General features: G+C 69.0%; 11 protein-coding genes. 4 read left to right on the forward strand and 7 right to left on the reverse strand.

From position 1 onward, the window contains the following. Together QRN07_RS17075 and nboR are read left to right on the forward strand one after the other, a co-directional pair. A partial coding sequence (locus tag QRN07_RS17075) for a hypothetical protein (RefSeq protein WP_285241705.1) occupies window positions 1-191 on the forward strand: 191 nt, incomplete at its 5' end. Window positions 192-220: 29 nt separating this feature from the next. Next, on the forward strand, window positions 221-865 hold the full coding sequence (nboR, locus tag QRN07_RS17080; protein ID WP_285241706.1) for a nicotine blue oxidoreductase: 645 nt from the start codon (window positions 221-223) through the stop codon (window positions 863-865). Here the strand turns inward: nboR and QRN07_RS17085 are convergent. From QRN07_RS17085 to QRN07_RS17110, 6 genes are all read right to left on the reverse strand, one after another. After that, window positions 850-1830, reverse strand: coding sequence for an aldo/keto reductase (locus QRN07_RS17085; protein WP_056601181.1), 981 nt, complete (start codon window positions 1828-1830; stop codon window positions 850-852). The genes nboR and QRN07_RS17085 overlap by 16 nt on opposite strands. Window positions 1831-1996: 166 nt before the next feature. Then, window positions 1997-4852 carry a molybdopterin-dependent oxidoreductase gene (locus QRN07_RS17090; protein ID WP_285241707.1) on the reverse strand — a complete coding sequence of 952 codons (2856 nt, stop codon included), beginning with the start codon at window positions 4850-4852 and terminating at the stop codon, window positions 1997-1999. Window positions 4853-4854: 2 nt separating this feature from the next. Further along, on the reverse strand, window positions 4855-5829 hold the full coding sequence (locus tag QRN07_RS17095) for an FAD binding domain-containing protein (RefSeq protein WP_285241708.1): 975 nt from the start codon (window positions 5827-5829) through the stop codon (window positions 4855-4857). Next, a complete protein-coding gene (locus tag QRN07_RS17100; protein WP_285241709.1) occupies window positions 5820-7070 on the reverse strand; it encodes an XdhC family protein in 1251 nt (416 codons plus the stop codon). Before QRN07_RS17100 ends, QRN07_RS17095 begins: the two co-directional genes overlap by 10 nt. An 80-nt stretch (window positions 7071-7150) precedes the next feature. Continuing rightward, the gene (locus tag QRN07_RS17105; RefSeq protein ID WP_050685139.1) at window positions 7151-8653 is read right to left on the reverse strand and encodes an NCS2 family permease; all 1503 of its coding nucleotides are present in this window, start codon (window positions 8651-8653) and stop codon (window positions 7151-7153) included. A 14-nt stretch (window positions 8654-8667) separates the two neighbouring features. Then, window positions 8668-9162: a nucleoside deaminase gene (locus tag QRN07_RS17110; protein WP_050685138.1), complete on the reverse strand. Its 495-nt coding sequence runs from the start codon at window positions 9160-9162 to the stop codon at window positions 8668-8670. 456 nt (window positions 9163-9618) lie between these two features. Here QRN07_RS17110 and QRN07_RS17115 point away from each other — a divergent pair, with 456 nt between their 5' ends. Together QRN07_RS17115 and ligD are read left to right on the forward strand one after the other, a co-directional pair. Further along, window positions 9619-10992 (forward strand): 8-oxoguanine deaminase, encoded by a 1374-nt coding sequence (locus QRN07_RS17115; protein ID WP_050685137.1) that lies wholly within the window; start codon window positions 9619-9621, stop codon window positions 10990-10992. Between the two features lie 21 nt (window positions 10993-11013). Continuing rightward, complete coding sequence (gene ligD, locus QRN07_RS17120; RefSeq protein WP_285241710.1) at window positions 11014-12258, forward strand: non-homologous end-joining DNA ligase; 1245 nt, start codon at window positions 11014-11016, stop codon at window positions 12256-12258. Between the two features lie 96 nt (window positions 12259-12354). On the opposite strand, the gene QRN07_RS17125 is transcribed toward ligD, so the two are convergent. Then, complete coding sequence (locus tag QRN07_RS17125; protein WP_285241711.1) at window positions 12355-13017, reverse strand: biliverdin-producing heme oxygenase; 663 nt, start codon at window positions 13015-13017, stop codon at window positions 12355-12357. Between the last annotated feature and the right edge of the window lie 288 nt (window positions 13018-13305).

Here is a 13305-nt window from a genome sequence, read left to right on the forward strand (position 1 = left end):
GCTTCTCCGACACCCGCGCAGCAGCACGCCGCTTCTTCAAAAACGACACCCACTCGATTGTGGTGAAAACCCTGCAGCTGCTCGCGGCGAGGGGCGACGTGGAGGAGGGCGCGCCGTCGTACGCCATGGACCGCTACAAGCTCCTGGACGTGCGGGCCGGCACTACAGGCGGCGCCGGCGGCGACTCCTGAGCGGGAGCCGCGCCGGATAGTCTGGGCCCATGAAGTACAACGGCGAACCGCGGACCATCGGCGTGGTGCTGGCCGCCGGCAGTGGCAGCAGGCTGGGGCTTGGCCCCAAAGCCCTGCTGCCCTACCGGGGCCGGCCGCTGGTGGAAGCCGCTGCCGCCGCCCTGGCCGGTGGCGGCTGCAGCGACGTGGTGGTGGTCCTGGGCGCCGGCGCGGACAAGGTGGCGGCGGCCGCTGACCTCGCCGCCTGCCGCGTGGTGGTCAACGCCGCGTGGGAAACGGGCATGGGCGGCTCCTACCTGCTGGGTGAACACACCGCAGGCCCGGCCGGCCACCTGCTGATCGCACTGGTGGACCAGCCCGGCCTGCTGCCGGATACGGTCCGGCGCCTCCTCGGGCAGCACCGGCCGGGCCGGATCACCGCCGCCGCTTATCGGGAACCTGCTGCCCCGGGCGGGCTTCGCCGCGGCCATCCGCTGCTGATCGACGCCTCGCTGCGTACTGCGGTGGCAGCAACGATAACGGGCGACGCCGGGGCGCGCGGCTTCCTGCGCGCACACCCGGAGCTCGTGGACGAGGTGGACTGCAGCGACCTGTCAGACGGACAGGACGTGGACACCCCGGACCAGCTGCACCTGTTGGCCGGTCCGGAGGCGGCCGGTTACCAGCGCGGGTGAATGGCCTCGCGGAAGTAGTGGTCGTAGATCCAGCGGACGCCGCCGTCGAACTCTTCATCGATTTTGACGGTGGCCGCGGCAGCGTTGGCCGTTGCCTGCTCCACGGAACGGGCACCGGGAATCACGCTGGTGACGCCGTCCTGGGCTGCGATCCAGGCGATGGCTGCCTGGGCGGTGCTGGCGCCGGCCGGGACCAGCTGCTCGAATTCCGCCACGGCCTTGAGGCCCAGGGCGTAGTCGACGCCTGAGAAGGTCTCCCCCACGTCGAAGGAGCCGCCGTCGCGGTTGTAGTTGCGGTGGTCGTTGTCCGCGAACGACGTGTCCTTGCTGTACTTGCCGGACAGCAGGCCGGAGGCGAGCGGGACGCGGGCGATGATGCCCACCCCGGCTGCCTTGGCGGCCGGCAGGACCTCGTCCAGCGGCTTGAGCCGGAAGGCGTTGAGGATGATCTGGACCGAGGCGGTGCCCGGATGACGGATTGCTTCGAGTGCTTCGTCGGTGCGTTCGACGCTGACGCCGTAGTTCCGGATGGCGCCTTCCGAGACCAGGGTGTCCAGGGCGTCGTAGACCTCGGCGTTGCTGTAGACGGGCGTGGGCGGGCAGTGCAGCTGGACCAGGTCCAGGGTGTCCGTGCCCAGGTTCTTCCGCGACCGGTCAATCCACTGGCGGAAGTTGGCCAGGGTGTAGTTTTCCGGCTTCTGGTCCATCCGCCGGCCCATCTTGGTGGCCACCGTGATGTCCAGGCCCGGGTTGTCCTTGAGGAACTTGCCGATGGCCTGCTCGCTTTTGCCGTCACCGTAGACGTCAGCGGTGTCAAAGAAGGTCACGCCGGCTTCGGCCGATGCCGCCAGCAGCTCCTGCGCCTGCGCGTCGTCCACGTTGCCCCAGTCCGCGCCGAGCTGCCAGGTGCCCAGCCCCACGGTGGAGACGTTCCGTCCGGTCCTGCCTAAAATCCGCTGTTCCATCCCCCGACTATAGGGGTTGGCCCGGCGGCGGCTGAATTCCGGAAACCGCCCCACCCCCTGTTGCCCTATCAGTTATGGTCCCCATCCGGCCGAATGGGGACCATAAGTGATAGGGCAACGAGGAGGGGTGATAGGGCAACGAGGAGGGGTGATGGGGCGACGGGGGTCAGGAAACCAGGTGCCCCTGCCCCACCCCCGCTTCCGCCGCCGGGACCTTGCCCGCTTCCCGGAGCCCCAGGTAGATCCGGTCGCGGGCGATGGGCAGTTGCGCGAACCGCACCCCGGTGGCGTTCCGGATGGCGTTGGCCAGCGCGGGTGCCACCGGATTGAACGGGCTTTCGCTCATGGATTTGGCGCCCAGCGGGCCCGTGGAGTCGTTGGTGTCAGCGAAGTAAACCTCGCTCCGGGGCACGTCGGCGAAGGTGGGGATGTGGTACTGGCGCAGGATGTCGGTGGTGACGCGGCCGGCGTCGTCCACCACCACCTCCTCATACAGCGTCGCGCCGATCGCCTGGGCGATCCCGCCCTCGATCTGCCCCCGGCACTGCCGTGGGTTGACCACCACGCCGGCGTCGGCTGCCTGCACGCTTTGCAGGATTTTCAGCTCGCCCGTGTTCCGGTTCACGGCCACCCGGAAGCCGTGGACGTTGAACGCCACGGACCGCGGGGTGCCGCCCCAGCGCCCTTCGGCGGCAAGTTCGACGCCGGCTTCCGCGGCCGCCGCCGCAAGCTCCGTCAGTGGCACGTCGGTTCCGTCACACACCACCGTGGCGCCGTGGATGACGCAGGCCGAGGCCTGGGTTTGCCGGATCCCGGCGGCAAACGCCCGGATCCGGACGGCCAGTTCCTCCGCCGCGGCCAGGGTGGCTTTGCCGGCCACCACCGTCCCGGCGGAGCCGAAGGCCCCCGTGTCGTGCTCGATCAGGTCCGTATCGGACTGCCGGACCTGCACACGGGTGGACTCCGTGGCGAGCGCGGTGGCCGCCAGCTGGGCGTGCACGGTGGTGGTGCCGTTCCCGAATTCCGCCGTGCCGACGTCGGCCTGGTACGTCCCGTCCGGCAGGAGCCGGATCTTCGAGTGGGCAAAGTGGCCCCGCGGCGGGACGGTGTCAATCATGGACAGCGCCTGGCCCTCCCCCACCAGCCAGTCCGGGCCAAGGTCATCAAGTCCGGCCTCGCGGTACCTGTCCTGGCCGCGCTGCAGCGCATCCCGGACCAGGTCCAGGCACTGGTCCAGCCCGTAACTGCCGTAGTGGACGTCCTCCTCCGGTTCGGGCTGGGTGGACAGCATGTCATCCCCTTCCCGGACCATGTTCCGGCGGCGGAACTCCTGCGGATCCATGCCGATGCCCGTGGCCAGCTCATCCATTGCCGATTCGATGGCGAAGATCATCTGGCTGAGCCCGTAACCGCGGAACGCCCCGGCCGGGACGGTATTGGTGTACACCGAGTGCGCGTCCACCTTTTTGTTGGCGCATTTATAGACACTGAGCGATTCGCCGCAGCCGTGGAACATCACCCCCGGACCGTGGTTGCCGTACGCGCCGGTGTTGGTGACCACGTCCAGTTCCAGTGCTGTCAGCCGGCCGTCGGCGCTGGCACCGGCCTTCAGTGCGATGGTGAACGGATGCCGGGTGGTGGTGGCGGTGAACTGCTCGGTGCGGGTCAGTTCCAGTTGGACCGGCCGGCCCAGCTGCAGGGCCGCGAGCGCCACGAGGTCCTCGGTGAGGACTTCCTGCTTTCCGCCAAAACCGCCGCCCACGCGGCCTGCCACCACATGGACGCCGTCCTCGGGGAGCCCGAATATACGGCAGAGGGTCCGCCGGACCAGGAAGGGGACCTGGCTGGAGGTGCGGACCTGGAGCCGGCCCGCTGGGTCCACGGAGGCGATGGCTGCGTGGGTTTCCAGCGCCACGTGCTGGACGCGCTGGGTGCGGTAGGTCTGTTCGTGGATGAAGTCGGCAGCTGCGAAACCGTCCGCCACGCTGCCCAGCTCAGAGTGGAGCTCGGCCACCACGTTGCGGTCCGGCCGGGAAATCCGGGCGATGGGACCGTCCTTGTCGCCGTGGACCTGCGGGGCGCCGGGCTGCAGGGCGTCCTGCGGTGAAAACACGGCAGGCAGCACCTCGTAATTAACAGCCAGGGCCCGGACGCCGGCCTCCGCGGCGGCCACCGTTTCCGCAACGACGGCGGCCACCCGCTGCCCGATGAAACGGACCACGTCGTCGAGGACCCGGGTGTCGTCCGGGTCATCGGTGAAAAGTTCGTGCTGGGCGGTGGAAAAGAGCTGCTCCGGGGCGTCGGCCGAGGTCAGGACGGCCACGACGCCGGGAATTTCCAGCGCAGCGGCGGCGTCGACGGACAGGACCCGGGCGGAGGCGTGCGGGGAGCGCAGGATCTTCAGGTGCAGCAGCGCCTGCTGCTCCGCCACAGGGAGGTCCAGCGTGTAGCGGGCGGCGCCGGTGACCACTGCCCGGCTGGCGGGCGCGGGGACGTCGTCGCCCAACTGGCCGGGGACCGGATCGGGCTGGCTGTCCCCGGCGATGCCCGAGCCGGGCCCCTCCGGCGCGGGGTGCCCGGCGTGGCCGCAGATCGCGTCCCCGATGGCCCGGTAGCCGGTGCACCGGCAGAGGTTGCCCTTGAGACTGCGGGGCAGGTTGCTTTCCTGCTCGGCGTCGAAGGTTGCCGCTGTCATCAGCATGCCGGCGGTGCAGAACCCGCACTGGAAGCCTTGCCGCTCCATAAACTGCTGCTGGACCGGGTGGAGCCCAGACTCCGAGGGTTCGGCCGCGGTGGCGGCCAGCCCCTCGATGGTGGTCACGGCGTGGCCCTCCGCCCGGACTGCCGGGTAGATGCAACTGTGCACCGGGGTGCCGTCAACGTGGACGGTGCAGGCGCCGCAGTCCCCGCCGTCGCAGCCCTTTTTGACGCCGGAGTTGCCTTGCTCGCGCAGGAACGTCCGGAGGCACTGGCCCGGGCGGGGCGCAGCGTCTGCGGCCGTTCCGTTGATGCTGATGGCCATGCTCAGGCCCCTTCCTGGTTGGTGGTGCCGGACGCAGGCGGGATCGATCCAGCCGGGATGGGCCCTGGCGGGACCGCTGCGGTCGGCGTGGACCCGGGCTGCGGCGGCCAGAAGTCGCCGGAGACCTGCAGGCCGGGCGTTCCTTCCGGTGCGCCGAGTTCGGCGCGGATCTCCTCGGCGAGGAGGTGAGTCATGTCGCGGCGCCAGTCCGGCAGGCCGTGGATATCGGAGTGGTACAGGTCGGGGGCGATCGCGTCATCCAGGGCAGCGGCCAGGGCCGGGGCCGCCGGGATGCCCTCGAACCGCAGCTGGACGGGCCGGGTAGTGGCGGCGGTGACGGTCAGCACCAGGGCGGTCCCGCCGTCGAGCCTTCCCACCAGCAGCACCCCGGACCGGCCCAGGTTGCTCAGTGACAGTCGCCGGAATGCCACCCGGCCAGACAGTGCCGACGCCGGCAGGTGGATGCTGCGCAGGAGTTCGCCGGGTGCCAGCGCATTGGTGGCGTCGCCGGTGACCAGGTCAGCCACCGGCAGGGTCCGGCTGGAGCCGCCGGGGCCCAGGATGGTGGCCACGCCGTCCAGTCCCGCGCACAGTGACGTGACGGGGCCCGCCGGCAGGGAGGTGCAGATGTTGCCGCCCACGGTGGACATGTTCCACACCTTGAAGGAGGCAACAAAGGAGTCGCAGCAGGGCCGGATGAGGTCCAGCCCGGGCCAGGAACGGCCGGTCACGGCCGCGGGCAGCGCATACAGTTCCGCCACCGTGCATGTGGCGGCGAGTTCAATTCCGGTGTCCGTTACAGTGACCGGCGTCCACCCGGCGCTGCCCAGGTCGAGAAGGCGTGTGAGCGGCTCGGGGCCAAACGCGTAGCTGCCGTAGGAGAAGAGGACGGTGCCGCCGGCCAGCCAGGCATCGCCGTCGCGCCACTGCGCGGGGTCATCGGTGGGAACCACTGCCTCAATGGTGTTCATGTCCATGCGATCTCCTGCTGGGTCATAGGGGCTGCAGATGCAGCGAGTAGGTGATGGATGGGACCGCTTGCCTCGCGCAGGGGCATGCCGGTGGCGGCACGGCTGCGGGCGGCGATCAGTTCGGCGGTGATGGACACTGCCACTTCCGCGGGGGTTTCGGCGCCGAGGTCCAGTCCGATGGGTGAATGCAGCCGGGCGATCCGGTGCGCCGGGATTCCCGCGCCAAGCAGGTCGTCCACCCGTTGAAGGTGGCTCCGGCGCGACCCCATGGCGCCAACATAGGCGAGGTCAAGGGCCAGCGCCGTTTCCAGCAGCGGCAGGTCGAATTTGGGGTCGTGGGACAGGACGGCGGCCACGGTGCGGCCATCCAGCCGGCCGGCCGCCGCTTCATCGGCCAGGTAGCGGTGCGGCCATTGCGCCACCACCTGGTCGGCGGCCGCGAAGCGGGGCTGGGCGGCAAAAGCCGGCCGGGCGTCCACCAGGGTGACGTGGTAGCCCAGCAGCTTGGCGGCGGGGAGCAGTGCGGCGCCGAAGTCGTTGGCGCCAAACACCAGCATCCGGGGTGCCGCGATGCGGGATTCCACCAGCAGGACGGCCGACGCCGGCTCCTGGCTGTGCAGGTCCGGCGGGCAGGAGCCTGCCTGGGTCAGCCCCACCAGCCCTGCTCCGCCGCGGCGGAGCAGGGCAGCGGCCTGGGCCAGCGGCGCCGGCCAGGCTCCGGCCCGGCGGTCCTGCTGGTTGCACAGTTCCGCCAGGCCGGGCAGGACAGCAGATGCTTCACCGGGATTGCTGACCACCACTGCCTGGCCTGGCCGGCCGGGGACGGCCAGCCGCCGGACCAGTCCCACGGGCTGGTCCGGGCCGGTTGCTGCCAGGGCCACAAGCGCGGTCCGGAGCGGCTGGCAGGCAGCCATCCCGCCCGGATCCACGGCGGGGACGGGCTCGACGTGGATGTCCAGCTCGCCCCCGCAGGTGAGCCCGGCGGCGAAGGCATCAGCGGAACTGAAACCGAACCGCTGCCGGCGGGGGCCGGCGTCGTCCATTGCCGCCATGGCCAGCGCCACCACGGCGCCTTCCACGCAGCCGCCGGAGAGGCTGCCCAGGATGGACCCGCTGCCGGCGACCAGCATGGACGTTCCCACGGGCCGGGGAACCGATCCGGTGGCCGCCACGATGGTGGCCACCGCGAACGGTCCGCTGGCAACGGTGGGCACCCAGCCGCGCAGTGAAGGGATCAGGTCAAGCATGTCGGTGCTCCTTCTGCCGCGCGGCGGTGGTGTCCATATTGTCGTCGGTCAGGGGTGGTTGGGGGAAGGAACCGCGCGGGTCAGGCGCCCAGCAGGGCGTTGATGGGCCCGCGGGCGAAGTAGACCAGGAAGCCGGCGCTGACCACCCACATCAGCGGATGGATCTTTTTCGCCTTCCCGGATGCCGCGCCGATGATCGCCCAGCTGACGAAGCCCACCCCGATGCCGTTGGCGATCGAGTAGCTCAGCGGCATGGTCACGATGGTGAGGAAGGCCGGCAGTGCCACCGTGAACTTGGTGAACTTGATCTCGCGGATCTGGGCCATCATCATGGCGCCCACCACCACCAGGGCTGCGGCCGCCACCTCAATCGGGACCACGCTGGTGAGCGGCGTGAGGAACATCGAACCCAGGAACAGGACACCGGTGACCACCGACGCCAGGCCGGTGCGGGCGCCTTCGCCGATCCCTGCCGCGGAGTCGATATAGACGGTGTTGGAGGATCCTGAGGTTGCTCCGCCGGCCACGGCGCCGAAGCCTTCCACAATGAAGGCCGACTTGAGGCGCGGGAACGTCCCGTCCTTATGGGCGACGCCGGCGCTCTTGGCCAGGCCGGTCATGGTGCCCATGGCGTCGAAGAAGTTGGTGAACACCAGGGTGAAGACCAGCATGGTGGCGGCGAGTCCGCCGATCCGGCCGAACGCACCGAACACGTCGAACTGGCCCACCAGGCCAAAGTCCGGTGCCGAGACCAGCTGGCCGGAGAGGACCGGCGTGTTCAAGTGCCAGCCGCCGGGGTTGGTGGCGCTGGCCGGGCCGATCTTCAGGAAGGCTTCCACGACGGCTGCCAGGAACGTGGTGGCCACGATGCCGATCAGCAGGCCGCCCTGGACCTTCCGCGCCACGAGGATGCCCATGGCGAGCAGGCCCACCACAAAAACCAGGGTGGGGATGGAGGTAATGGAGCCGCCGTCGCCAAGCTGGACGGGCGGGCCGCCTGCCGTGGGCCGGACGAAACCGGAGTCCACAAAGCCGATGAAGGCGATGAACAGGCCGATGCCCACCGTGATGGCGGCCTTGAGTTCCTTGGGGACGGCCCGGAAGATCGCGGTCCGGGCACCGGTGACGCCGAACAGGACGATCAGGATGCCGTTGATCACCACCAGTCCCATGGCCTCGGCCCAGGTGACTTCCTGGATTACGGAGACGGCCAGGAAGGAGTTGATGCCCAGCCCGGCGGCCAGTCCGAACGGCAGGTTTGCCACCAGCCCGAACAGGATGGTCATAACGCCGGCGGTGAGGCCGGTGACGGCGCCCACCTGTGCGGCGGACAGCCAGCCGCCGGCCACATCCGTGGGGGCGTTGTCCGCGCTGAACCCGCCCAGGATCAGGGGGTTGAGGATCACGATATACGCCATGGTGAAGAACGTGACCAGGCCGCCGCGGAATTCGCGGGCCAGGGTGGATCCACGCTTGGTGATCTGGAAGAAGCGGTCCAGGAAATTTTCCGGCGGCGTGGGCGCCTGGGTGGTGCGTGCCTGCGGAGCCGGTTGCTCCCCGTGTGAATTGTCCAAAATAGTCATCTCAGCCACCGGGCCTAGTAATCAATCCTGGATTCGAGCGTGTTCCAGGTGTTGAACGGCTCCAGCGGCGCCGGGGCGTCGGGGCCGGCCAGCACCAGTTTGGACACGGGCATCAGGGCATCCCGGTCCTGGTTTTCGAAGTACTCGTAAAAGACTGCGTCATCGAATCCCACGGAGGCGGCGTCATGCCGGCCGGCGGCAAACACCACCCGTTCCACGCGGGCCCAGAGGGCCGAGGCGAGGCACATGGGGCACGGCTCGCAGCTGGTGTAGAGGACGGCTCCGCTGAGGTCGAACGTGCCGAGCTCCCGGCACGCGGTGCGGATCGCGGTGACTTCTGCGTGGGCCGTGGGATCGTTGTCCGCGGTGACCCGGTTGACGCCATCAAACGTCTTTCCGTCCGCGGTGACGATCATGGCGCCGAAGGGCCCGCCGCTGTTGAGGACGTTGGCTGTTGCCAGCCTGATGGATCTGGCCAAAAACTGTTCGGCCGTGACGGTGGTACTCATGATGCGACTCCCTTTGCCGGGAAGCCGGATAGCCGGGTGCAGGACCAAGGGGACCAGGTGCGACGGTTACCAGGCTTCAGCATTTGCTGTGAAGGTTAAGTTGCGCCTGGTAGATAGCTTCCCGGGGTCCGGGTGCCCGCCTTTGGCAAATTGAGATTAGCACCACACCTGTGGTCCGCGCCATAGTTTCTGGAAACTTAATTTCGCAATGTGAAATTCATGTTTCGGCTGGCTCACGGCGTGGGATTTCCGCCGCCGCTTCAAGCCGCCGTTCCAGGCCCCGGTCCGCCCGTCCCTCCCGCCAACAGACCGGCCGGTCACATTCGGGCCGTTGACGGCCACCGCCGGCGTTCCCTACGCTGGACCCAGCCGCACATCGCTGCGGTCACCTGGATCAGCAGACAGGGCTTCACTGAGCTGGATTTACCGCCGCTTCGCTCAGACAAGGACAGCCCCATGACCCAGCCCACTCCTTCCGCCGGCAACCAGCGCCTCTGGATCCGGAACCCGCAGGCGGCTTTCACCGCCAACCACCTGGACGCCTCGGGCGGCATAGTGGTCAGCGGCGGCGTGATCGTGGAGGTCCTGGCCGCGGGCCAGCAGCCCGCCACGCCCTGCGAGACCACGTTCGACGCCGGCCGGCACGTCCTGATGCCGGGCCTGATCAACACGCACCACCACTTTTACCAAACGCTCACCCGCGCCTGGGGGCCCGTGGCCAACGCGCCGTTGTTCCCGTGGCTGCAGAACCTGTACCCCGTATGGGCCCGGCTGACACCGCGGGACCTCGAACTCGCCGCGACAGTGGCCCTGGCCGAGCTCCTGCTGTCCGGGTGCACCACCGCCGCGGACCACCACTACCTCTTCCCGGACGGCCTGGAACACGCCATCGACATCGAGGTGGAGGCTGTGCGGCGGCTTGGCATGCGCGCCACCCTTACGCGCGGGTCCATGACGCTGGGAACGGACGACGGCGGCCTGCCGCCACAGTCCACGGTGCAGGCTCCGGAGGTGGTGCTGGCGGACAGCGAACGGCTGATCGGCCAGTATCACGAGCGGGGTGCGGACGCCGTGATCCAGATTGCCCTGGCCCCGTGCTCTCCGTTCTCGGTCACCAAGGAAATCATGGCCGAAAGTGCCCTGCTGGCCGGCCGCCTGGACGTCCGCCTGCATACGCACCTGGCAGAGACCCTGGACGAGGAAGACTTCTGCCGGGAGATGTTCGGCCTGCGGACCGTTGACTACCTGGACAGTGTCGGCTGGCTGACGGACCGCACCTGGCTGGGCCACGGCATCCACTTCAGCGACGACGAGATCCGCCGGCTGGGCGCCGCGGGCACCGCCGTCGCGCACTGCCCCACCTCCAACATGCGGCTGGCCTCGGGCACCGCCCGGGTCCTGGAACTGGAGGCCGCCGGCGTCCCCGTGGGGCTGGGTGTGGACGGTTCGGCGTCCAACGATGCCTCGAACATGATCCTGGAAGCACGCCAGGCGCTCTACCTCCAGCGCCTCCGCTACGGCGCGGACGTGCCCGTTGAGCGCGCCCTGGGCTGGGCCACCCGTGGCTCGGCGGCGGTCCTGGGCCGGCCGGAACTGGGCCAGCTGGCACCCGGGATGCAGGCGGACCTGGCCCTGTTCACCCTGGATGAGCTGCGGTTTTCCGGCAGCCACGATCCCATCGCTGCCCTCCTGCTCTGCGGCGCCGACCGTGCGGACCGGGTGATGGTGGGCGGCCAGTGGCGGGTGGTGGACGGCCAGATCCCGGGCCTCGACATTGCCGGGCTGATCGCGGAACATTCGACGGCGGCGCGAAGGCTGGTTGCCGGCTGACCTGGCTGCTAGCGTGGCCGCATGACCCCGTCGAAGACGCCGGCTGAAGTCCTCACCATTAACGGTGCCGAGGTCCGCATCTCGAGCCCGGACAAGGTGGTGTTCCCGGAACCCGGGCTGACCAAGCTGGATGTGGTGAAGTATTACGTGGCCGTCGCTGAGGGTGCCCTGCGGGGCGCCGGCGGCAGGCCCATGGTGCTCAAGCGCTTCCCCAAGGGCATCGACGCCGAGCCGTTTTTCCAGAAGCGGGTGCCGGAGAACCATCCCGCCTTCATTGACACCACCACGCTGCACTATGCGTCCGGCACGTCGGCGGAGGAGGCAGTGATCCGGGACGCTGCGGGCCTGGCGTGGGTGGTCAACCTTGGCTGCCTGGACCTGAATCCGCACCCGGTGCGCGCGGAGGACCTGGAACACCCGGACGAACTCCGGGTGGACCTGGACCCGATGCCCGGCGTGGACTGGTCGCGGATCGTGGACGTCGGGTATGTGGTGCGGGAGGTGCTGGACGACGTCGGCCTGGCCGGCTGGCCGAAGACCAGCGGTTCCCGGGGACTCCACATCCTGGTGCGCATCGCCCCGGAGTGGTCCTACCGGGACGTCCGGCTGGCTGCCGAGACCCTGGCCCGCGAGGTGGCGAACCGGGCCCCGGGCCTGGCCACGGCGCGGTGGTGGAAGGAGGAGCGCGGCGAGAGCGTGTTTGTGGACTTCAACCAGAACGCCAAGGACCGCACCGTGGCCTCTGCCTATTCCGTCCGGGCCCTGCCGGACGCGCGGGTTTCCACGCCGCTGACCTGGGACGAAGTCCGTACCGCCCTGCCCGCGCAGTTCACCGTCCGCACCGTGCTGGAACGGTTCGCAGCCATTGGCGATCCCCACGCCGGTATCGCTTCCTCGGTGGGCCGCCTCGACGGGCTGCTGGCGCTGGCCGCAGAACTCGGGCCCGCGGAAAAGCCGCCGCGCAGTGGGGACGGGTCCGGCCGGCGGCAGTCGGTGATGCCCCTGGTGGAGGTGGCCCGCACCCGGACCAAGCCGGAGGCGCTGGCCGCCCTCGGGGAATGGAAGTCCCGGCACGCCGGCATCGTCGCCGCGTTGCAGCCGGCGGATGTCCTGGTGGACGGGATGCGTGGCTCCAGCTCGCTCTGGTACCGGGTCCGGGTGAACCTGCAGCACATTCCGGAGGCGGAGCGTCCGGCTCAGGAGGAACTGATCGCCGACTACGACCCCTGGGCCAGCCGGCAATGGCCGGGTAAGCCGGGATCCTGACGCAGTTTACTTTTCGACGCGCAGATTCCCTGGCGCCCCCGTTATTCCGGGTGCGCCTGGGAATATGCGGGTCGGCAGTGAATTTGCGCGTCGGTTTCAGCTGGGGACGCCGGACCCCAGCCGGTGCGCCATCAGATCCACAAACACCTGCCGGTTTGTTTCGAACGCGGCGGCGGCGTGGGCCAGTACGTCGGCGCGTTCCGATCCGGAGAGCTCCACGTCATCCAGGCGCTGCCGGTAGGCGTCCTTGTAGGCCTTGAGTTTGCCGACGCCGTCGAAGGCGTAGAAGTTCAGCCCCTCAGGACCCAGTCCGTAGTGCCGCTGGACCAGGGTGGAAATGATCTGGCCACCCGAAAGATCCCCCAGGTACCTGACGTAGTGGTGGGCCAGGAGATATGCCACGGACGTGGGCCCCATCGCGGCCAATTGGTCCGCATACGCCCGGGCGCCGGGCGTCACGTACAGGTTGGCCTCGGCTGGCAAGCTCTCCCAGCCTGCACCGAAGTGCACCTGGAGGTCCTGTTCCAGGGCGGGCACCCGTGCCAGTGCCGGATCGGCGAACGCCTGCAGGCGCGGGTCCTGGTTGGCAGCCAGCGCCTCCTCGAGGGCGCGGTAGATGATCAGGTTCTGCAGCAGCAACGCGCCGACCTGGCCCCGGTCCAGCCTGCCGGCGAGGAGTTCGGTGACGAATCCGGCGTCCTCGGCGTGCTGGTGTGCGGCAGCCGTATGCGCCTTGAGCTGTTCGGAAAATTCTGTCATGGAGACTCCAGTGAGGGTGGTCGGATCGCCACGGTCGGGGCGTTTGATGACACTCTGTCACACTCTTCGGAGTTAGGTAAGAGTTTTGTGACGTAATGCTGAAACTTAATGTTAGGCTAGCCTCACCTTAGCGCCAGCAGGACTGCATCATGCCTGTTCAGCGGCCTGAATCCAATAAAACACACGTCCAGGTGCGGCTTTAGCATGCCCATCTTCGGGGGAGAACCATGCTCAAAAACCAGCCGCAACGACCGGCAGTGCGTGCTGTCAACGCCGCAGCACGGCGTG

This window comes from Pseudarthrobacter sp. MEB009 (assembly GCF_030208875.1).
Classification (GTDB): domain Bacteria; phylum Actinomycetota; class Actinomycetes; order Actinomycetales; family Micrococcaceae; genus Arthrobacter.

Bases quoted from the DNA above. Each gene is read 5' to 3' on its own strand.
- nboR (WP_285241706.1), top strand. From the start codon at position 221: ATGAAGTACAACGGCGAACCGCGGACCATCGGCGTGGTGCTGGCCGCC.
- QRN07_RS17085 (WP_056601181.1), bottom strand. From the start codon at position 1,830: ATGGAACAGCGGATTTTAGGCAGGACCGGACGGAACGTCTCCACCGTG.
- QRN07_RS17090 (WP_285241707.1), bottom strand. From the start codon at position 4,852: ATGGCCATCAGCATCAACGGAACGGCCGCAGACGCTGCGCCCCGCCCG.
- QRN07_RS17095 (WP_285241708.1), bottom strand. From the start codon at position 5,829: ATGGACATGAACACCATTGAGGCAGTGGTTCCCACCGATGACCCCGCG.
- QRN07_RS17100 (WP_285241709.1), bottom strand. From the start codon at position 7,070: ATGCTTGACCTGATCCCTTCACTGCGCGGCTGGGTGCCCACCGTTGCC.
- QRN07_RS17105 (WP_050685139.1), bottom strand. From the start codon at position 8,653: ATGACTATTTTGGACAATTCACACGGGGAGCAACCGGCTCCGCAGGCA.
- QRN07_RS17110 (WP_050685138.1), bottom strand. From the start codon at position 9,162: ATGAGTACCACCGTCACGGCCGAACAGTTTTTGGCCAGATCCATCAGG.
- QRN07_RS17115 (WP_050685137.1), top strand. From the start codon at position 9,619: ATGACCCAGCCCACTCCTTCCGCCGGCAACCAGCGCCTCTGGATCCGG.
- ligD (WP_285241710.1), top strand. From the start codon at position 11,014: ATGACCCCGTCGAAGACGCCGGCTGAAGTCCTCACCATTAACGGTGCC.
- QRN07_RS17125 (WP_285241711.1), bottom strand. From the start codon at position 13,017: ATGACAGAATTTTCCGAACAGCTCAAGGCGCATACGGCTGCCGCACAC.